This is a genomic window from Leisingera sp. M523 (assembly GCF_025141335.1).
GTDB lineage: Bacteria > Pseudomonadota > Alphaproteobacteria > Rhodobacterales > Rhodobacteraceae > Leisingera.
Genome location: NZ_CP081036.1, coordinates 1,946,684 through 1,965,867 on the forward strand (window position 1 = coordinate 1,946,684; position 19,184 = coordinate 1,965,867).

Annotated in this window: 17 protein-coding genes; 2 read left to right on the forward strand and 15 right to left on the reverse strand. The window is 59.1% G+C overall.

All coding sequences use genetic code 11. The annotated features are described in order from the left end of the window. Nucleotides 1–225: 225 nt before the first annotated feature. From K3557_RS09600 to K3557_RS09625, 6 genes are all read right to left on the reverse strand, one after another. Nucleotides 226–1,212, reverse strand: coding sequence for an ABC transporter substrate-binding protein (locus K3557_RS09600; protein ID WP_259999360.1), 987 nt, complete (start codon nucleotides 1,210–1,212; stop codon nucleotides 226–228). Nucleotides 1,213–1,292: 80 nt separating this feature from the next. Then, complete coding sequence (locus tag K3557_RS09605) at nucleotides 1,293–2,138, reverse strand: ABC transporter permease (protein WP_259984693.1); 846 nt, start codon at nucleotides 2,136–2,138, stop codon at nucleotides 1,293–1,295. 85 nt (nucleotides 2,139–2,223) lie between these two features. Continuing rightward, entirely contained in the window at nucleotides 2,224–3,141 is a 918-nt protein-coding gene (locus K3557_RS09610; RefSeq protein WP_259999362.1) for an ABC transporter permease, read from the reverse strand. A gap of 147 nt (nucleotides 3,142–3,288) precedes the next feature. Then, nucleotides 3,289–4,128: an ABC transporter ATP-binding protein gene (locus K3557_RS09615; protein ID WP_259999364.1), complete on the reverse strand. Its 840-nt coding sequence runs from the start codon at nucleotides 4,126–4,128 to the stop codon at nucleotides 3,289–3,291. A gap of 61 nt (nucleotides 4,129–4,189) precedes the next feature. Then, on the reverse strand, nucleotides 4,190–5,644 hold the full coding sequence (gene hydA / locus K3557_RS09620) for a dihydropyrimidinase (protein ID WP_259999365.1): 1,455 nt from the start codon (nucleotides 5,642–5,644) through the stop codon (nucleotides 4,190–4,192). Between the two features lie 132 nt (nucleotides 5,645–5,776). Continuing rightward, nucleotides 5,777–7,027: a Zn-dependent hydrolase gene (locus K3557_RS09625; RefSeq protein ID WP_259999366.1), complete on the reverse strand. Its 1,251-nt coding sequence runs from the start codon at nucleotides 7,025–7,027 to the stop codon at nucleotides 5,777–5,779. 268 nt (nucleotides 7,028–7,295) lie between these two features. On the opposite strand from K3557_RS09625, the gene K3557_RS09630 reads away from it, so the two are divergent. After that, nucleotides 7,296–7,910 carry a TetR family transcriptional regulator C-terminal domain-containing protein gene (locus K3557_RS09630; RefSeq protein ID WP_259984706.1) on the forward strand — a complete coding sequence of 205 codons (615 nt, stop codon included), beginning with the start codon at nucleotides 7,296–7,298 and terminating at the stop codon, nucleotides 7,908–7,910. A 186-nt stretch (nucleotides 7,911–8,096) separates the two neighbouring features. On the opposite strand, the gene preA is transcribed toward K3557_RS09630, so the two are convergent. From preA to K3557_RS09655, 5 genes are all read right to left on the reverse strand, one after another. After that, nucleotides 8,097–9,401 carry an NAD-dependent dihydropyrimidine dehydrogenase subunit PreA gene (gene preA, locus K3557_RS09635; protein ID WP_259984708.1) on the reverse strand — a complete coding sequence of 435 codons (1,305 nt, stop codon included), beginning with the start codon at nucleotides 9,399–9,401 and terminating at the stop codon, nucleotides 8,097–8,099. Between the two features lie 53 nt (nucleotides 9,402–9,454). After that, on the reverse strand, nucleotides 9,455–10,789 hold the full coding sequence (locus K3557_RS09640; protein ID WP_259999367.1) for an NAD(P)-dependent oxidoreductase: 1,335 nt from the start codon (nucleotides 10,787–10,789) through the stop codon (nucleotides 9,455–9,457). Between the two features lie 157 nt (nucleotides 10,790–10,946). After that, nucleotides 10,947–11,585, reverse strand: coding sequence for a cupin domain-containing protein (locus K3557_RS09645; RefSeq protein ID WP_259999368.1), 639 nt, complete (start codon nucleotides 11,583–11,585; stop codon nucleotides 10,947–10,949). 88 nt (nucleotides 11,586–11,673) lie between these two features. After that, a complete protein-coding gene (locus K3557_RS09650) occupies nucleotides 11,674–12,072 on the reverse strand; it encodes a RidA family protein (protein WP_259999369.1) in 399 nt (132 codons plus the stop codon). 145 nt (nucleotides 12,073–12,217) lie between these two features. Further along, entirely contained in the window at nucleotides 12,218–16,147 is a 3,930-nt protein-coding gene (locus tag K3557_RS09655; protein ID WP_409201217.1) for an Ig-like domain-containing protein, read from the reverse strand. Between K3557_RS09655 and K3557_RS09660 the strand changes: the two genes are divergently transcribed. Further along, the gene (locus tag K3557_RS09660; RefSeq protein ID WP_259999371.1) at nucleotides 16,040–16,303 is read left to right on the forward strand and encodes a hypothetical protein; all 264 of its coding nucleotides are present in this window, start codon (nucleotides 16,040–16,042) and stop codon (nucleotides 16,301–16,303) included. The genes K3557_RS09655 and K3557_RS09660 overlap by 108 nt on opposite strands. A gap of 35 nt (nucleotides 16,304–16,338) precedes the next feature. Here the strand turns inward: K3557_RS09660 and K3557_RS09665 are convergent, their stop codons facing one another. The 4 genes from K3557_RS09665 to K3557_RS09680 are packed head-to-tail and all read right to left on the reverse strand — an operon-like array spanning nucleotide 16,339 to nucleotide 19,062. Continuing rightward, nucleotides 16,339–17,076: an SDR family oxidoreductase gene (locus K3557_RS09665; protein WP_259999372.1), complete on the reverse strand. Its 738-nt coding sequence runs from the start codon at nucleotides 17,074–17,076 to the stop codon at nucleotides 16,339–16,341. Further along, the gene (locus tag K3557_RS09670) at nucleotides 17,073–18,401 is read right to left on the reverse strand and encodes an FAD-binding oxidoreductase (RefSeq protein WP_259999373.1); all 1,329 of its coding nucleotides are present in this window, start codon (nucleotides 18,399–18,401) and stop codon (nucleotides 17,073–17,075) included. The genes K3557_RS09665 and K3557_RS09670 overlap by 4 nt, the downstream gene beginning before the upstream one ends. Further along, entirely contained in the window at nucleotides 18,398–18,817 is a 420-nt protein-coding gene (locus K3557_RS09675; RefSeq protein ID WP_259999374.1) for a GtrA family protein, read from the reverse strand. Before K3557_RS09675 ends, K3557_RS09670 begins: the two co-directional genes overlap by 4 nt. After that, nucleotides 18,814–19,062, reverse strand: coding sequence for a hypothetical protein (locus K3557_RS09680; RefSeq protein ID WP_259999375.1), 249 nt, complete (start codon nucleotides 19,060–19,062; stop codon nucleotides 18,814–18,816). Before K3557_RS09680 ends, K3557_RS09675 begins: the two co-directional genes overlap by 4 nt. Nucleotides 19,063–19,184: the final 122 nt, after the last annotated feature.

Consider the following 19,184-nt stretch of genomic DNA (forward strand, 5'->3'; position numbering starts at 1 on the left):
GGGCAAAGGCACAAGTATTGCGGCGGGTATCCGGATTGCTTTTGCCGATCAGGGATATGAACACACATCTCTCCCATAAGGAGAGGCTATCACAAAAACAAACACCTCAGAGAGGTATTTTTAAATTGCCGTCGAATTGTTGAATTTTTAACAATATTGCGTGGAAACCAAACGGAAGATCCGCCGGACCCAGGTTCCGGCAAATCTCCAAATTCTAAGCCCTGTCTATTTCAGCGCCGCATCGGTGATGGCATGGGACCAGGCGCCTTCCGGGGTCTTGGTGATTACCGGATCCGAGCCGCCGCCCATCAGTGTTGACACTGTCCGTTCATAATCCGCCGGATCCAGCGCGCCGTTGCTGCCAGCTGTCAGCTTGGCTATCTCGCCCATCATCCGCTTCTGGTGGGTTTCGGTCTGCGCACCAGAGGCATCATTGTCGAGAACGATCCCTGCCGCCTCATCCGGATGCTCCTCAGCGTATTTCCAGCCCTTCATCGAAGCCCGCACAAAGCGCTCCATCTTGCCGGTGAACTCCGCATCGCTCAGGTTTTCTTCCAGCACATACAGACCGTCTTCCAGCGTCGCCACGCCCTGATCCTCGTATTTAAACGTGATCAACTCATCGGCGCCGACCCCGGCATCAATGACCTGCCAGTATTCATTATAGGTCATAGTCGAGATACAGTCGGCCTGGCGCTGCAGCAGCGGATCAACGTTGAAGCCCTGCTTCAGGACTTCAACACCAGCCTCACCCTTACCCTCAGTGGAAATGCCCAGCTGGCTCATCCAGCTCATGAAAGGGAACTCATTGCCAAAGAACCACACACCCAGGGTGCGATTGGCCAGATCGGCAGGCGCGGCAATGCCGGTGTCCTTCCAGCAGGTCAGCATCATGCCCGAGGATTTGAACGGCTGCGCAATATTAACCAGCGGCAGGCCTTTTTCCCGTGCTGCCAGCGCCGCGGGCATCCATTCCACCGTCACATCCGCACCGCCGCCGGCAATCACCTGGGTCGGCGCAATATCCGGCCCGCCGGGCAGGATGGTGACATTCAGGTCCTCTTCTTCATAGAACCCCTTGTCCAGCGCCACGTAGTAGCCAGCGAACTGTGCCTGTGTCACCCATTTCAGCTGCAGCGTCACATCGTCAGCTGCCTGGGCAGTACCTGCCGCCCCCAGCGCCAGTGCCGCTGCTGTCATAATGTGCTTCATTGGTAAGTTCTCCCTATTGGTTTTTGATTTTACCTGTTGTTGTTATTTTCTTTTCACTTTCCCGTATGTGCTGTGCCCACTCAACCTCTTTGTGACGGGTGCCAGAAGGTAAAGCTTTTCTCAATCAGCGCCATCAGCCCGTAAAAGGCCGAACCTGCGAGTGCGGCCACCACAATCTCGGCCCAGACCATGTCCAGCGCCAGCTGGCCGACACTGGTAGAGATGCGGAACCCCATGCCGACAGTGGGCGAGCCAAAGAACTCCGCTACAATCGCCCCGATCAGAGCAAGCGTGGTGGAAATCTTCAAGCCATTGAACACAAAGGGCAGAGCCGCCGGCAGCCGCAGCTTGAAAAACGCCTGCCAGTAACTCGCCGCATAGGTCTGCATCAAGTCGCGCTGCATGGCAGAGGTCTCGCGCAGGCCCGCCACCGTATTCACCAGCATTGGAAAGAATACCATGACCACCACGACAGCAGCCTTGGAGTGCCAGTCAAAGCCGAACCACATCACCAGGATCGGTGCGGTGCCGACAATCGGCAACGCTGCAATGAAGTTCCCCACCGGCAGCAGACCCCGGCGCAGAAAATCGCTGCGGTCCACCAGGATCGCGGTCAGAAACGCCGCACCGCAGCCGATCACATAGCCGCCAAGCGCGCCCTTCAGGATGGTCTGGGCAAAATCCGCCCACAGAATTGGGATGCTGGAGACAAAGCGCACCGCGATTACGGAGGGAGCCGGCAGGATCACCAAAGACACGTCCATCCCGCGTACCAGCAGCTCCCAGACCACCAGAACGGTGATGCCGAAGATCGCGGGCACCAACAGCTGCACTGCACGGGTTTTCGCGGCCGGACTGTTTGCCAGACGGCTGTTCAGCCACCACCCCAAACACCAGACCAGCACGGCTAGAACAACCATCACCATGACATCACCCCCTTGTTCTTCTGGCCTGAAACATCCCGGGTGAGCCGCGCAGCGGCGAGGGCAGAGCCCTCTGTCCATCGCTTGATCATGCGCTTACCCCCATGCGTTTCAGAACCATCCGCTCGATCAGCCCGAGCAATGCCACCAGCGCCGCTGCCAGGATCGCCGCCGCAAACAGCGCCGACCAGATCTGCACGGTCTGCCCGTAGTAGCTGCCGGCCAGCAGCCGCGCGCCAAGCCCTGCAACCGCGCCGGTCGGCAGCTCTCCCACGATGGCCCCCACCAGCGAGGCGGCAATGCCGATCTTCAGCGAGGCAAACAGATACGGCATCGAGGACGGCAGCCGCAGCTTCCAGAACCCCTGATTTGTATTGGCGTTATAGGTTTTCAAAAGGTCCAGCTGCATCCCATCCGGCGCCCGAAGGCCCTTCACCATGCCGACAACCACCGGGAAGAAGCTGAGGTAGGCCGAGATAACCGCTTTCGGGATAATCCCCTGCACCCCGATGGAATACAGCACCACAATGATCATCGGTGCCAGCGCGATGATCGGGATAGTCTGGCTGACAATCGCCCAGGGCATCACCGACATATCCATCACCCGGCTATGCACGATCCCCACCGCCAGCAGAATGCCCAGCCCGGTGCCGATGGCAAAGCCCAGGAGGGTCGCTGAAAGCGTCACCTGCGCATGATAGATCAGGCTGCGTTTCGAGGTGATATTCTTTTCCACCGTTGTCTGCCACAGCTCCACCGCCACCTGATGCGGGGCTGGCAAGCGCGGGCGCTGCTGCACCCAGGTTTCGCCAACGGCAAATGTGTTTTTCGCCACCAGCCCGATTTCACTCATGTACCGGCGCTCTTTGGCAGTCGCCGGCGTGACCACGGCCCCTGTCCGCTCTGCCTGGTCAAGCACACCTTTGATATTCATCGGGACGCATGCCGCGTACCAAAGAGCGATGATGGCAGCGAGCACCGTAAAGACTGCAACAAAGCTCTTCATGACCCGCCCCCGCACCGCCTCAATTTTCTGCGCAGAAAATTGACCGGAAAATTCGAATTTTCCGATACCGCGAATGATGCGCCCGCCAGTTTACAAGCGATGTTCAGGGGCTGCATGTCCGGTGCCGCAGTATTTTTCTGGTTGATATCAGTCATCGCCATGACCCGCCCGCAACCCTTCGCGCACCCGATGCGCAATTTCGATGAACTCCGGACTGTCTCGGATATCCAGAGGCCGTTCTTTCGGCAGAGTACTGTCGATCACGTCGTGGATGCGCCCCGGCCGCGGTGACATCACCACGATCTTGGTCGACAGATACACCGCTTCAGGGATCGAGTGGGTGACAAAGCCAATGGTCTTGTTGGTCCGCGCCCAAAGCTTCAGCAGCTGCTCGTTCAGATGGTCGCGCACGATCTCGTCCAGCGCCCCGAACGGTTCATCCATCAGCAGGATATCGGCATCAAAAGCCAGCGCCCGCGCAATGCTGGCCCGCTGCTGCATCCCGCCCGACAGCTGCCAGGGAAACTTACCGCCAAACCCTGTTAATTCAACAAGTTCCAGCACCTGATTGACGCGCTTTTCCTGCTCCGCCCTAGAGTATCCCATGATCTCCAGCGGCAGTTTGATGTTCTTGGAAATGGTCCGCCACGGGTAAAGCCCCGCCGCTTGAAAAACATAGCCATAGGCGCGGTTGCGGCGCGCCTCGTCCGGTGTCATGCCATTAACACTCAGGCTGCCGCCGGTGGGTGTCTCCAGTGCCGCGATGCAGCGCAAAAACGTCGTCTTGCCGCAGCCCGACGGCCCGATAAAGGAGACAAAATCCCCCCTGTTGATCTCCAGGCTGATGTCCTTCAGCGCGTGCACTGGACCGTCGTTTGTCTCAAACGTCAGATCCAGGTTCCGGGCCTCGATCACACATTCTGCGGGGGCTGGATCGGAAGCGGCGGCCTCGGGTCGGATTGCCTGGGTGGTCGGTTCCATATTCATATCTTCGCCTTGATTTCACACAGGAAAACGGGCCGCAGATACCGGCAGCCCGCTCCTGGATTTAAACACCTGTTGCCGGGATGCCGGTGCGTTCCACCGGGCGCGGCGCTGTTAGCTCTTTCCACGTGCTGAGCGCCTTGTTGACCGTTGTGTTCGCCTCCCGCGAGACAAACTTGCCGTGGCCCTCCTGGCACTTGATCTCGCCGTCGTGCACCGCCACATGGCCCCGGGTCAGGGTAAAGCGCGGCAGCCCCTTCACCTCATGCCCCTCGAACACGTTGTAGTCGATCGAGGACTGCTGGCTGGCGGCAGAGATTGTCTTGGTCTTCTTCGGATCCCAGACCACCAGGTCGGCATCTGCACCAACCAGAACCGCACCTTTTTTCGGGTAGCAGTTCAATATCTTAGCAATGTTTGTTGACGTAACCGCAACAAATTCATTCGGGGTGATCCGGCCCGTTTCAACGCCATGGGTCCACAGCATTGGCATTCGGTCCTCCAGCCCGCCGGTGCCGTTCGGGATCTTGGTGAAATCCCCCACGCCAGTGCGTTTCTGCTCAGTGGTAAAGGCGCAGTGGTCGGTCGCGACCACTGACAACGAACCAGACTGCAGGCCGGCCCACAGGCTGTCCTGATGCTGTTTGTTGCGGAACGGCGGCGACATCACCCGGCGGGCAGCGTGGTCCCAATCCTTGTTGAAATACTCGCTTTCATCCAGGGTCAGATGCTGGATCAGCGGCTCGCCCCAAACCCGTTTGCCCTGCATCCGGGCGCGGCGGATGGCCTCGTGGCTGTCCTCGCAGGAAGTATGCACCACATAGAGCGGCACGCCGGCCATATCGGCAATCATGATGGCGCGGTTGGTCGCCTCGCCCTCTACCTGCGGCGGCCGGGAATAGGCATGTGCCTCGGGGCCAGTATTGCCTTCTGCCAAGAGCTTAGCGGACAGTTCTGCTACGACATCGCCGTTTTCGGCATGCACCATGGCAATGCCGCCCAGCTCTGCCAGCCGCTGGAACGAGGAATACAGCTCGTCATCATTCACCATCAGCGCGCCCTTATAGGCCATGAAGTGCTTGAAGGTGTTGATGCCGCGTTCCTGGATCACCGTCTTGATGTCGTCAAAGACCTGCTCGCCCCACCAGGTCACCGCCATATGGAATGAGTAGTCGCAATTGGCGCGGGTTGATTTGTTGTCCCAGCGCTTCAGCGCATCCAGCAGGCTCTCGCCTGGATTGGGCAGCGCAAAATCCACTACCATAGTGGTGCCGCCCGCCAGCCCGGCACGGGTGCCGCTTTCAAAATCATCCGTGCTGTAGGTGCCCATGAAAGGCATCTCCAGATGGGTATGCGGATCAATCCCGCCCGGCATCACATAACAGCCGGTGGCATCCAGCTCCTCGTCGCCTTTCAGGTTCGGGCCGATCTGCGTGATCACCCCGTTTTCAACCAGAACATCCGCCTTATAGGTCAGATCGGCGGTCACGACAGTGCCGTTCTTGATGACTTTACTCATGGCTATAACTCCCTGAATCGGGGCGTTTATTCACGCCTCCCGTTATTTCTTCCGCTGTCTGGCGCAGCTCTTTTCATCTTTTCCGGAAATACTCCGGGGGAAGCGGCCCAACGGGCCGCGGGGGCAGCGCCCCTATTCCACGATTTCCGCCGTTTCGACCACTGCATGGAACAGCACATTGCCGCCGGCCTCCGCCCAGTCCTTGCTGATCTCCTCGGCCTCGTTGTGGCTGAGACCATCAACGCAGGGACACATAACCATCGCGGTCGGTGCAACCCGGTTGATCCAGCAGGCATCGTGGCCCGCGCCGGAAATCAGATCCTGATGCGAATAGCCCAGCCGCTCTGCCGCACTGCGCACGGCACTGACGCATCCCTCGTCAAAGGCCACGGGATCAAAGCCGCCCACCTTCTCGAACGCGATTTCAACGCCCATTGCCTCTGCAATCTGGGTGCCCTTCTCGTGCAGCTGGCTTTCCATATCGGTGATCACGTCCAGTTCCGGGCTGCGGAAATCGACGGTGAAAACCACCTTGCCGGGGATCACATTGCGCGAGTTCGGATAAACGTCGATATGACCCGCCGCCCCAACCGCATGAGGCGCGTGGCCCCAGGCAATTTCGTCCACGGTTTCCAGGATCCGCGCCATTGCCAGCCCCGCGTTGCGGCGCATCGGCATCGGGGTGGAGCCGGTATGCGCATCCTTGCCAGTCACCGTCACCTGGGTCCAGCTAAGACCCTGGCCATGGGTCACCACACCGATGTCCTTGCCCTCGGCCTCCAGGATTGGCCCCTGTTCGATATGCAGCTCAAAGAAGGCGTGCATTTTTCGCGCGCCCGTCTCTTCCTCGCCGCGCCAGCCGATGCGTTTCAGCTCATCCCCGAATTTCTTGCCCTCGGCATCTTCGCGGCCGTAAGCCCAATCCTGCGTATGGATGCCCGCAAAGACACCCGAAGACAGCATCGCCGGCGCATAGCGGGTGCCTTCCTCATTGGTGAAATTGGTGGCAACGATCGGATGTTTGGTCTTGATGTTCATATCGTTGAGCGAGCGGATCAGCTCCAGCCCGGCCAGCACCCCAAGCACACCGTCATACTTGCCGCCAGTCGGCTGGGTGTCCAGGTGCGAGCCCACATAGACCGGAAGCGCGTCCGGATCGGTGCCCTCCCTGCGGGCAAACATATTGCCCATCTGATCCAGCCCCATGGTGCAGCCGACGTCTTCGCACCATTTCTGGAACAGCGCGCGGCCCTCGCCATCTTCGTCTGTCAGCGTCTGGCGGTTGTTACCGCCTGCGACGCCCGGGCCGATCTGGGCCATTTCCATCAGGCTGTCCCACAAACGGTCGCCATTGATCTTCAGATTCTGTCCAAGCGACGTCATCTCAGCTTCCTTCCCTGTGCGCCCGTCTTTGCAGGCTTCAATCGGCTTTGCGCCGTTTAGGTGGCTTTGAGTGCTGGCCGGTTCAGAGCGCCGGTTTTCGCGATTCCGGGCAATGATTTGACCAACTGGTCAAACTCACGCTATCACGGGTTCACTATCAGTCAAGAAATTGCCGCACAGCCCTTGAAAAAATCGGCTCTTTTGCCGGAAACAGGTGAAATTCCGCGCTTCAGCTGGCAGAAGGCGGCAGAAACAGACAGGGACGGACATGCCCGCAGACCGCGCGCCAACCCGAATTCAGAAAAAGAATCGCGCCGCCATCCTGGAGGCCGCGCTGGACGTGTTTTCCAGCCACGGATTCCGCGGCTCCACAGTAGACCAGATCGCTAAGGCTGCCGGCCTGTCAAAGCCGAACCTGCTTTACTACTTCCCCTCCAAGGAGGCGATCTTCAACGAACTGATGTCAGGCTTGCTGGATACCTGGCTCGACCCATTGCGGGCATTGGACCCGGAAGGCGAACCATTGGATGAAATCCTCGCCTATGTGCAGCGCAAACTGCAAATGAGCCGGGATTTTCCGCGCGAAAGCCGGCTGTATGCCAATGAGATAGTACAGGGAGCGCCTCGGCTGCATGATGTGATCGCCAGCGACCTGAACGGGCTGGTGGAGGAAAAGGCACAGCTTTTGCAAGGCTGGATGGATGGCGGCCGGATCAACCGCGCGCATCCCAAACATTTGCTGTTTTCGATCTGGTCGCTGACCCAGCATTACGCGGATTTCGATGCCCAGGTACGCACATTGATGGGGGATGAAGACCCGTTCGATGCAGCGCCGCAATACCTGGAAACCTTGTACCGGCGGATGCTTACACCGCAAAGCTGACCCCTGACTGCCAAACGTGACAAAACGCTCCCGCCCCCGCAGTAACCATCAGCCTTGCTGATGGTTACTGAACGGCGTTGAGCCCGGCACCGCGCCTTGCGCGGTGCCGGGCCCAACGGGAGGAGCGCCTCCGGAAGGAGGCCGGCGACGGGCGGGAGAACACCCGGAGCCAGCCTTGGCGGCGGATTACTCCGCAGCCGTGGCTGCCGGGTTGTTCGGATGTGTTGTCCAATTGGCGTAATCGTCCGAGACCACCTCGCCGGTGCGCTCGTCAATCTGGCCCGCGGCCACTTCTTCCATGGTGATACAGCCCTCGACCGGGCAGACATTCACACAAAGATTGCAGGCGACGCATTCGTCGTCCTTCACCGTGAACACCCGGTCCTCGCTCATCGCAATCGCCTGATGCGAAGTGTCCTCGCAGGCTGCAAAACAGCGGCCGCAGCTGATGCAATCGTCCTGATTGATCTTGGCCTTGGCCACGAAATTCAGGTCCAGATACTGCCAGTCGGTCACATTTGGAACCGCCATGCCGATGAAGTCCTGGGTAGAGGTGTACCCCTTTTCATCCATCCAGGTGGACAGGCCCGAGATCATTTCCTTGACCACATTGAAGCCATAGGTCATCGCGGCGGTGCAGACCTGCACGTTGCCGGCCCCCATCGCCATGAACTCAGCCGCATCGCGCCAAGTGGTAACGCCGCCAATCGCCGAAATAGGCAGGTTGCGGGTTTGCGCATCGCGGGCAATCTCTGCCACCATATTAAGCGCAATAGGTTTCACCGCCGGGCCGCAATAGCCGCCGTGGGTGCCCTTGCCGCCAATTGTCGGTTCCGGTGCCATGCTGTCGAGGTCAACCGAGGTGATCGAATTGATTGTATTGATCAGACTGACCGCATCGGCATTGCCCGCATTTGCCGCCCGCGCCGGCTGGCGGATGTCTGCGATATTCGGGGTCAGCTTTACGATCACCGGTTTGGAGTAGTATTTCTTGCACCACTCGGTGACCATCTGGATGTATTCCGGCACCTGCCCCACAGCTGAGCCCATGCCGCGCTCCGCCATGCCGTGCGGGCAGCCGAAGTTCAACTCAATCCCGTCGGCACCGGTGGCCTCCACCAGCGGCAGGATGTCTTTCCAGGCCTGTTCTTCGCACGGCACCATGATCGAGACGATAATGGCGCGGTCCGGATAGTCTTTCTTGACCCGGGTGATTTCCTCCAGGTTGGTCTGCAGGGGGCGGTCGGTGATCAGCTCAATATTGTTGAGGCCCAGCAGGCGGCGGTCGGCGCCCCAGATCGCGCCATAACGCGGGCCGTTCACATTGACCACTGGCGGGCCTTCGGCGCCCAGCGTCTTCCAGACCACACCGCCCCAGCCGGCCTCAAAGGCGCGGCGGACGTTGTATTCCTTGTCGGTTGGCGGCGCCGAGGCCAGCCAGAACGGGTTCGGGGATTTGATCCCCAGAAATTCTGTTGTCAGATCAGCCATTTGATCTCTCCTCTTCAGGCTAGCTTGGCGCAAGCAACTTGCGCCGCACTGGCTCAGCCCATCAGGCTGGAGTGAATATCCATTGCAGCATCGCGGCCCTCGGCCACGGCAGTCACGGTGAGGTCCTCGCCCCCCGAGGCGCAGTCGCCCCCGGCCCAGACCCCGGCCATCGACGTGCGCCCTGTCTCCGAGACCTTGATTTTGCGGCCCTCAAGCTCCAGCGCGTCAGGCTGGCCTTCCAGTGTCTGGCCAATGGCCTTGAACACCTGATCTGCAACCAGACGCACGGTCTCGCCGGTGCCGGAAACCTTGCCACCTGCAACCGCAGTATACTCCAGTTCGATCTCAGCAGCAGCACCATTGCCAAGCACTGCCTTGGGCATGACATTGAACATCAGTTTCACCCCCTTGGAGGCGGCCAGATCCTGCTCAAACCGGCTGGCGCCCATGTCCTCACGCCCGCGGCGGTAGGCTATGGTGACGTTTTCAGCACCTAGCAGTTTCGATTGCACTGCGGCGTCCACCGCAGTCATGCCGCCGCCGATCACCACCACATTGCGGCCCACCGGCAGCGCAGTCAGGTCCTCCGCCTGGCGCAGCTCAGCAATGAATTCCACCGCGTCGCGCACGCCGTCCTTATCCTCACCGGGCGCACGCAGGGCATTGACCCCGGCCAGACCGATGGAAAGAAACACCGCGTCATAGCCGGACGCCAGCCCGTCCAGCGACAGATCCGCACCCAGCTTCTTGCCGTAATCCATTGTAATACCGCCAATCTTCAGCAGCCAATCCACTTCGCGCGCAGCAAAGCCGTTGGTGGATTTATAGGCGGCAATGCCAAATTCATTGAGGCCGCCTGCCTTGGGTTTGGCATCATAAACCACCACGTCATGGCCAAACATCGCCAGCCGGTGCGCCGCAGAGAGACCCGCCGGGCCTGCTCCGACAACAGCGATTTTTTTGCCGGTTGCTTCGGCGCGGGTGAAAGGATGCACGCCCTTCTCCATCAGCGTGTCGGTGGCAAAGCGCTGCAGGCGGCCGATCTCAACCGGTTTGCCTTCGGCGGTTTCGCGCACGCAGACTTCTTCGCACAGCGTTTCGGTCGGGCAGACCCGGGCGCACATGCCGCCAAGGATGTTCTGCTCCAGAATGGTCTTGGCCGCGCTTTCGGCATGGCCCGCCTGGATTTCCCGGATGAACTGGGGAATGTCGATGCTGGTCGGACAGGCCGTCATGCAAGGCGCGTCATAGCAGAAATAGCAGCGATCCGCCGCTACGGCTGCCTCATGCGCGTCATAGGCTGGGTGCAGGTCCGAGAAATTCTCAGCAATTCCAGCAGCGTCCAAACGCGCTGCCTGAATGCCGGATGCCTGATGGCTGGTCGCCATTGGGTGTCTCCCTGATTATTACATTCTTCTTGCCTATTAGACTGCCACAGTCAGATTTTTTATCAACTGGTAAAATTTTTACTTGGCGAAAAAAAATGCCGCCCCTGCAGGAACGGCATTCAAAGATTTGATTTCAGGGCAAAAACGCGTTGCCGGCCTAGGCAGTCATTTGCGCAAGATGGCCGGTTTTCATCCAAACCTGTGCACCTTCAGCGCCAGCCGTGGCCTCAAAACGGCAGCCCGGCGGCAGCCGAAGCCAGTCCCAGCGCGTGAACGCTTCATCGTTTTCGCTAAAGCTGCCATGCACCACAAATACCTCCACGCCGCCAGCGGCATCCAGGCTGATCGCCTGCCCCGGCGCCCAGGTTTGCAGGGTCACCGTTTCAACACTGTCCTGGAACAGTTCTTGCTGCGCTGCATTGCCCGAGATGCGGGTTTTCACTTCGGTTCGGTCGGCTGGATCGAACTGGTGCAGCTTTACCAGGATCACCGCCCCTTCTGCCGCAGCAGGTGTGTGGCTTGTGGTCGGCGGGTTCCGGATGTAGGAGCCTTTGGGGAAATCCCCGTGTTCGTCCTGAAACACACCGTCCAGCACCAAAAATTCCTCGCCGCCGTCATGCACATGCGGTGCAAAGGCAGAGCCCGGTGCAAACCGGACGATGGTGGTGGCGCGGGCCACTTCTTCGCCAATGCGGTCCAGCATCTTGCGCTCGACCCCAGGCGCCGGGCTTGCCACCCAAGGTGTTTCATCGAAATGCACCGCGGCCCGTTTGGTGAAATCGGCGTTGATCCGCATGTCGCTCTCCCCTGGCTCTGCGCCTTGGAATGTGGCGTCCGGCACGGCCCATGGTAAGAGCGCTCACGAAACCGTGTGACGTATCGCGTCAAGCGGGCAGTACTGCCGTAGCTTCGATTTCCACCTTGGCCTCATCCTCGACCAGAGCGGAAACAACCACCATGGTCATCGCCGGAAAGTGATAGCCCATCACCGCACGGTAGGCTTTTCCGACTTCTGCCTGATGGGCGAGATATTCGGCCTTGTCGGTCACAAACCATGTGAGCCGGGTGATATCCTGCGCAGACCCGCCTGCGGCTTCGACCACCTCCAGAATATTCTGCAGCGCCTGGCTCATCTGGCCGATGAAATCCTGCGCCTCGAACACCTGATCCGCGGTCCAGCCGATCTGGCCGCCGACAAACAGCAGCTTGCCCTCGGCCACCATGCCGTTGGCATAACCTTTGGCGGGCTTCCACCCTTCGGGATGCACGCTGATGGCTGGCATGATGGGGCTCCTTTGCTGATGCGGCCTGCCAGCGACCATACCGTTGCCACGGTATTTATTTCAAGCTTAAAACTTATCACGCTGAAGCTCATCACCCGAGGGCCATTGGCCGCACGGGCAGACGCCCGCACAGCCAAGGTCCCATTTACAGCAGCACGCCGTAATCTTCCTGTGCAAACAGTGGGGCTGCCCCTGCATCAGCCTCATCAAGGCCGCCGACCAGGATGGTCACTGTCGCCTCGGAAGTGCCACCCTGCCCATCGGAGATCGTGTAGGTAAAGCTGTCTTCCAGCACCTCACCGTCAGAGAGCGATTGGATGCCGCCGGCAGCGGTCGGATCGTAAAACAGGGTATCCGTTTCCGCATCATAGGACACCACAGCACCGTATTCACTGGTACTGGCAGCAAGAGCAAAGGTCAGAGCATCTGCATCCGGATCGCTGTCATTGGCCAGCAGATCAAGCACTGCAATTTCAGCGACTTCATCTTCAAAACCATAAGGCAGCTCGACGGGGGAGCCATCGCCTTCGAACACAGTGTACTTTACCGAGTCACCACTATGGTTATCCCCCCAGGTGATGATGAACCGCCCGCCCTCAAGCGCCTCAATTTCGTAATAGCTTTGCGTACCCATGGTTTGCTGGTTGACCACGAATTCATCACCTTGCGGTTCGCCTTCCGAACTGAAAACCCGCGCCCAAACACCTGGATTCCTGGCCCATGCACCCGCTGCCGGATCGCCGTCTCCCGGTGCGCCCCAGACAAAAACGAAATTGCTATCATCAAGCCACGCAACTTTTGGAGGGTTGTTGCCGGGCCCGCCGGCCGCATCCTGATGCACCTGGAATTCATCGACCAGAACCTTTCCCTCCTGGTCGATGATTTTTGCAAAATAGGCAGTACTGCCGGAAACATCCGGGTCATAGAACTTCCAAACAACTAGCAACTGCCCGTCCGGCCCTTCCGTTATATCCGGGAAACTGTCCAGCTGGCCCGCGGGCTTCGTGACATCAAATTCAGCAGCAGCGGTGTTGCCGGTTTTGTCGAACAATTGAACCTTGATCGTATCTGAACCTCCGGAACGGTAATAAGGCTCATAGTCTGGCTGAGACCAAGCAACTGCATACCCGCCGCTTTCAAGAGCGATCACCGAAGGAACGCTGGGGGCGCCAATATCAGGTAGATTGTAAACAATCTCGTCCCCGATTTTTCTGCCGTTGTTGTCAAACAAAGCTATGCGGAAATCGGTCTCCTGAGCATAAGCCGTCCAAACTGCGACGAAGCCGCCGCCTTTCAGTGCGGTTATGTCCACATCTTTGACAGCTTCATCAGCGGCGTCATTGACCACCAATTCCTGAGTTACTGCGTTGCCTTCTTTGTCAAAAATACGGATCGGAAACTCACTTTTGGCATCATCGGCGTCGTAATTGCTGCGCCACCCGATCACAATATTGCCATCGCTAAGAACTGTGACTTCGGGATCGACCTGATAACTCTCAGTGAAACTGTTCACTAGGAACGTTTCAGCAATTACACTGCCGTCGGCATCATAGATTTTGGCCCAAATATCCGATCTTTCATCGGTTCCAATGGCCTTATGCGCCTGCCAGACAACAACATAGCCCCCGTCCTTCATCCCGGCCACGGTTGTCCCCCAAGGAAGAATGGCCCCTGCCCCTTGGACAGTCCATTCAGGCGAAGGAGTATAGCCGCCGAAAGGTTTCAGGCCGCCGTTCAGGTAGTCGTCACCTGCGACAGGCACATCATTTTCACCAGTGAGGGCCACGTTTACTGTGGCCTGAGAACGGTTCCCAAAGGCATCTATTACGTAGTAGGTGAAGCTGTCCTCGAAGACATCCCCCTCTTTCAGGCCTTGCAGCAGGTCCTCGGCGTTGTAGGTGACGATGCCGCCGTCGAAGTCCACCCGAAGACCGCCGGCGCTCACGTCATCGACGCGAACGCGGGAGGTACCGGCGCGCGTTTCTCCGTCGTTCTCCAGCAGAGTTTCCAGCGATATTGCAAGCGGGCCTTCGCCTTCTGCCGTGATCTGATCATCCTGCAGTTGCAATCCGGCTGGCGCATTCAGATCTAGGAGAAGCCCGTCTTCTTCAAACAAAAGCGCCTCGACCCCAAGAAGCGTGTCAGTCCCCTGGTCCCCCTCGCTGCCCGCGCGCGACGTGATATACGCCTTGCCGCGGCCGCCGTTGTAGCGGCTCAGATCAAGGTCATAGTCCTGAAAGCTTCCGCTCAGCACCACGGTGTCATAGCCACGCCCGGCGTTGACATAGTCATCGCCCGCGCCGCTGCTGATCCGGTCATCCCCGTTGCCGGTCTGGATCCGGTCATTGCCACCGCCTGTAGAAATTTCATTACTGCCGTTCCCGGTTTTGATGCTGTCGGCGCCGTCCCCGGTTTCAATTGCATTTTGCCCGTGTCCAACCTTGATCTTGTTGTTGCCGCCAAGTGACGTGATCGTGTTGTTGCCGTCACCAAGCTGGATTGCATCCTTGCCGGCACCAGTCTGAACTGTGTTGTTGCCGTGATCCGCTTTGACCGCATTGTCACCGCCGCCTGCGTCAATCATGTTATCGCCGTCACCGGCCCTGAGATTGTCCTTTCCGGTACCGGTTTCGACAATATTGCTGCCATCGCCCAGTTTGACGCGGTTGTTCCCGTCCCCTGCATGAATACGGTTGTTGCCGTCGCCAGCCTGGATAACATCGTTCAATCCAGCGGCAGTGATCTCGTTATCGCCGCCGCCAGCCTTGATCTGTGCGCTTCCATCCTGAACCTGCAGAACGTTGTTGCCATCGCCAGCCGAGATCTTGTTGGTACCGCCAAGATCCGTGACAGAGTTGTCTCCATCCCCAAGCCGAATATCATCCCGGCCGGATCCTGCCTGCACAGAGTTGCTGCCATCACCCAGCTTTATGCTGTTGTTCCCGCCGTCGGCTTGAACCTGATTGTCGCCGTCGCCGGCCTGGATGGCATCGTTCTGACCTGCAGTGCTGATCTGGTTGTCACCGCTGCCTGTCTTGATCTGTGCGCTGCCGTCCAGCAGCTGGAAAACGTTATTGCCATCGCCGGCCGTGATTCTGTTCGCGCCCCCGGCAACGGTGATACTGTTGTTGCCTTCGCCGGTTTGGATCCTGTCTTTGCCGGCCCCTGTGGCAATCTGGTTATCCCCGTCGCCCGTGGTGACGGAGTTGTTGCCGGCCCCTGCATCAATAGTGTTTCTGCCATCCCCGGCAAGGATTTTGTCGTCGCCGCTGCCGGCCGAAATCTGCGAATTGCCGTCGCCGGTACTGATGCCGTTGCGACCGTCGCCGGCTGCTATCGCATTGGCGCCATCGCCAACCAGGATGCGGTCGCTTCCAGCACCCGCCGAGATCCGGTTGCTGCCATCCCCAGTGGTGATCCTGTTGCTCCCGTCACCAGCATCTATAGCATTGTCACCGTCCCCGACGATGATCTTGTCAGCATCCTTGCCGGTCTCAATTGAATTGTTGCCGTCGCCGGCCATGATCGTGTTTTTTCCATCCCCGGCGGAAATACGGCTGGTGCCGTCCTCAACAATAATCTTGTCGTGGCCGCTGCCAGCGGTGATCGTGTTAACGCTGTCCGACAGATCGCTTGCAGTAATTTTGTTGTTGCCGCTGCCGGCATTAATCACATTGCTGCCAGCCCCGACAATCACGGCATCATTGCCGCTGCCTGACAGAATCTCATTATTGCCATCACCGGCAATAATCTTATTGCTTCCATCGCCCGCACGGATCCGATTGTCGCCATCACCGGTGTAAATACTGTTCTTGCCGCCGCCAGTGTCGATCACATTGCCACCGTCGCCTGCGACAATGGCGTCATTGCCGCTGCCTGTACTGATCCGGTTGCCGCCGTCGCCGGCATTGATCTTGTTCTTGCCGCCGCCTGCGTTGATCTCGTTGGCGCCATCTCCAACGAGAATTTGATCGTTGCCATCAGCCGCTTCGATATCGTTGTTGCCATCTCCGGCAAGGATCTTGTTGTCGCCGGCGCCCGCCTGAATAACGTAATGCTCGTCGTCTACCAGAATCCGGTCACCCCTGCTGGTGCCGGCAATGCTCTTTTTGCTGTTCATAATTCCACTCTGAAGCTACCCGGCTGTGACGCTATCCGGCCAGCCCTTTCGAGAGTGTTAAGGAAAAGTGTTCAATTCTATACAACCAAGGACTGCAAGCCGGCAATTTAAATGGCAAGTCTATCCAAAGATAGGATCGCCCGTGCTCAGATACTTGTCTTCTTAAAGATCGCTTCGGGAATGTTACGGATAATCAGCATGATCAGCTGCCAAACAGGCCGCACATACACAACATTCCGGCCTTTGGATGCGGCGGCGGTGATGGCTTTTGCCACATCTTCAGGCTGAGCAGTCAGCTTGGCCGGCAAGTCCATGCCTTCGGTCATTTGCGTGGCGACAAACCCGGGCAGCACGGTGACAACATGAACGCCTTTGCGGGCCAGCCGGTTGCGAAGCCCGGATAGGAATGCGGTAAAGCCGGCCTTGGCCGATCCGTAGACGTAATTGGACGCTCTGCCGCGCTCGCCAGCGACTGAACTGATGCCAACCAGCGTGCCGGTGCCGCGCTGCTCAAAACGGTTGGCGAGAACCGCCAGAATGCTCGCCGGGCCCTCAAAATTACTCCGCAGCACCTGGGCTGCTTGCTGGGGCGTCTGTTCGCTTTCCGCCTGATCGCCCATATTTCCGACAGTGCAAACGGCTATGCCCGGCAGCTCAGGCAGTGCATCGACAAAACCCTCGTGATCTTCCAGCGCCAGCGCATCGAAATCATGCAGGCTCACCGGCACGCCATGGCGCAGCTCAAGATCCGTTTTTTCAGCCCCGAGCGTGTCCGCCCGGCGGGCGGCAAGCTGCACTGGATGCCCTTGTGCGGCAAAGGCATGGGCCACGGCCAGGCCGATGTCCGAACGGGCGCCAAGGATCAGAACAGGAGATTTTGTCATAGCGAAAGCCTTTGCGATTGTGCGGACTGAAAGGACGGGTGCAGCCCGAAGGATTGCCGCATTCCGGTGAAGCCCGCAGCCCTGGGGTCCGCCGCGCGCAAGGTATCCGCGCGCATCCGGCTGTCCTTGGCCAGGTAGAACCGGCCGCCATGGGCGATGGTGATCCGGTCCAGTTCCTCCATCAGCGCCAGACTGCGGCGATTGACAGGGAAATCCAGCGCCAGCGTGTAGCCTTCCATCGGGAAGGAGAACGGGCTGTCCTGCGGTCCCAGCCGCTTGAGCACCGCCAGAAAAGATCCTTGTCCGGCAGCCGAGATCGCCTGCAGCAGCCTGCGCAGGCCGGACCGGGTGCTATCGAGCGGCAGCACACATTGAAACTGGGCAAAGCCCTTGCGCCCGTAAATCCGGTTCCAGCCAAGCAATGAATCAAGCGGGAAAAAGTAGCGGTTCCAGTCGGTAATCAGCAACCCGGCCTTTCGGGCGCCTGCCCAGTAGTAGGCGAAATTGAAGGCCCGGACACTGAAGCGGTTCAACAGAAAGGAGGGAAACACCGGCGGCACCTGCCGGGTCTTTGCACTGGCGATGGCATAGGGGGCGGCCGCCTGTTGCGCGCTCAGGTCCTGCAACTCCGCATGTTCGCCCAGCATAACCAGCGAGCGGCCCAGCGTGCTGCCTTCCGACAGGCAATCGATCCACGCCACCGAATAGGTTGCGCTGGCCGACCGCTCGAAGATTTCGATTGCGGCATCCAGATTTGCAGCCGGCTGTGTCTGCTGCCGGATCCAGGCCGACGGCACCGCCCGCAGTCTGATCGCGGCCCTGACAATGATCCCGGTGAGCCCCATGCCGCCAGCTGTCCAGCCGAACAATTCGCTGTTCTCCTGCGCCGAACAACGGCGCAGCATACCGTCCGGCCCCATGACATCCACCCAATCCAGGCAATTGCGGAAACTGCCCTCCTTATGGTGGTTCTTACCATGCACATCCGCCGCGATCGCTCCGCCAAGGGTCACAAACTTGGTGCCGGGCACCACTGCCGGAAACCAGCCGCGCGGCAGGAAGGCCGAGATGATATCGCCCAGCAACACCCCGCTTTCAGCAACCAATTGTCCGGTTCCGGCGTCAAACGAGATCATCCGGTTGAAATGCCGCATGTGCAATGTCGCCGGCAGGCCGATGGCGCTGTCACCATATGCGCGGCCATTGCCGCGGGCGATGACCGAGGGGTGACCGGCGATCAAGGTTTGCAGCTCAGCCTCATTGCGGGGGGCCAGAAGCTGTGCCCGTGCCACCGGGTAATTCCCCCAGCCTGACAGCATTGTCATTCCGTCTCCTTTGCGCCTTGAGTGAAAACGAAATGCCGGTCCAGCTGGTACTTAACCGTATAGCCGATCACCAGCCCGAGGACAGCCCCGGCCTCGCGCGCACCATCAGTTCCCCAGGTGATCCAAAACAGCGTTTCCGTGATCCAGAACACCGCTGTGGTTGCGATACCCATCAAGGCATAGAGCGAAAAGGTGCGCCCCTGATGCTTGAGACCGCTGTGCTGATCAAAGAAGATCCAGCGCTTATCCAGCAAGTATTTAACAACCAGCCCGGCCAAGGTGCCCGCTGCCATGGCAGCGGTGAAATGCGCAGCACTTTCACCCAATTGCAGGACCGCGCGCTGGGTGGCGAGGTTGACCGCGGTGGCAACAACCGCAAAGGCCGTGTAGCGGACCAGAAGCTGCTGCAAAGTCATAGCGCACGGCCCCAGACCGCAGCAGCCAGTACAATCAGGCTGAACGGCAAAAACGCCAAGGTAGATTGCATCTGCGTCACTGCGCCCGGCAGATACACGGCCCGCCCCTGAAACAGCGCCTTTGCCGAGGTGAACGGGCTGTTCCGATCCTGCCCGAAGACGGGCCAGGAGCCTTCATACAGAATATTGCTGCACCGCAGAGTGCCATCCAATCCGACGGCAAGCATACCGGGCTGGCCGGTCATAAGCGATGAAACTGTCGTCAAATGAAATCAACCGAAAGATGCTTTTACTTCCGGTCCGATTTGTATCAGCACCATCACTTTTTGGCTAGGTGTCAAACTGCCCGCTGCCTGGCCCGCCTTGC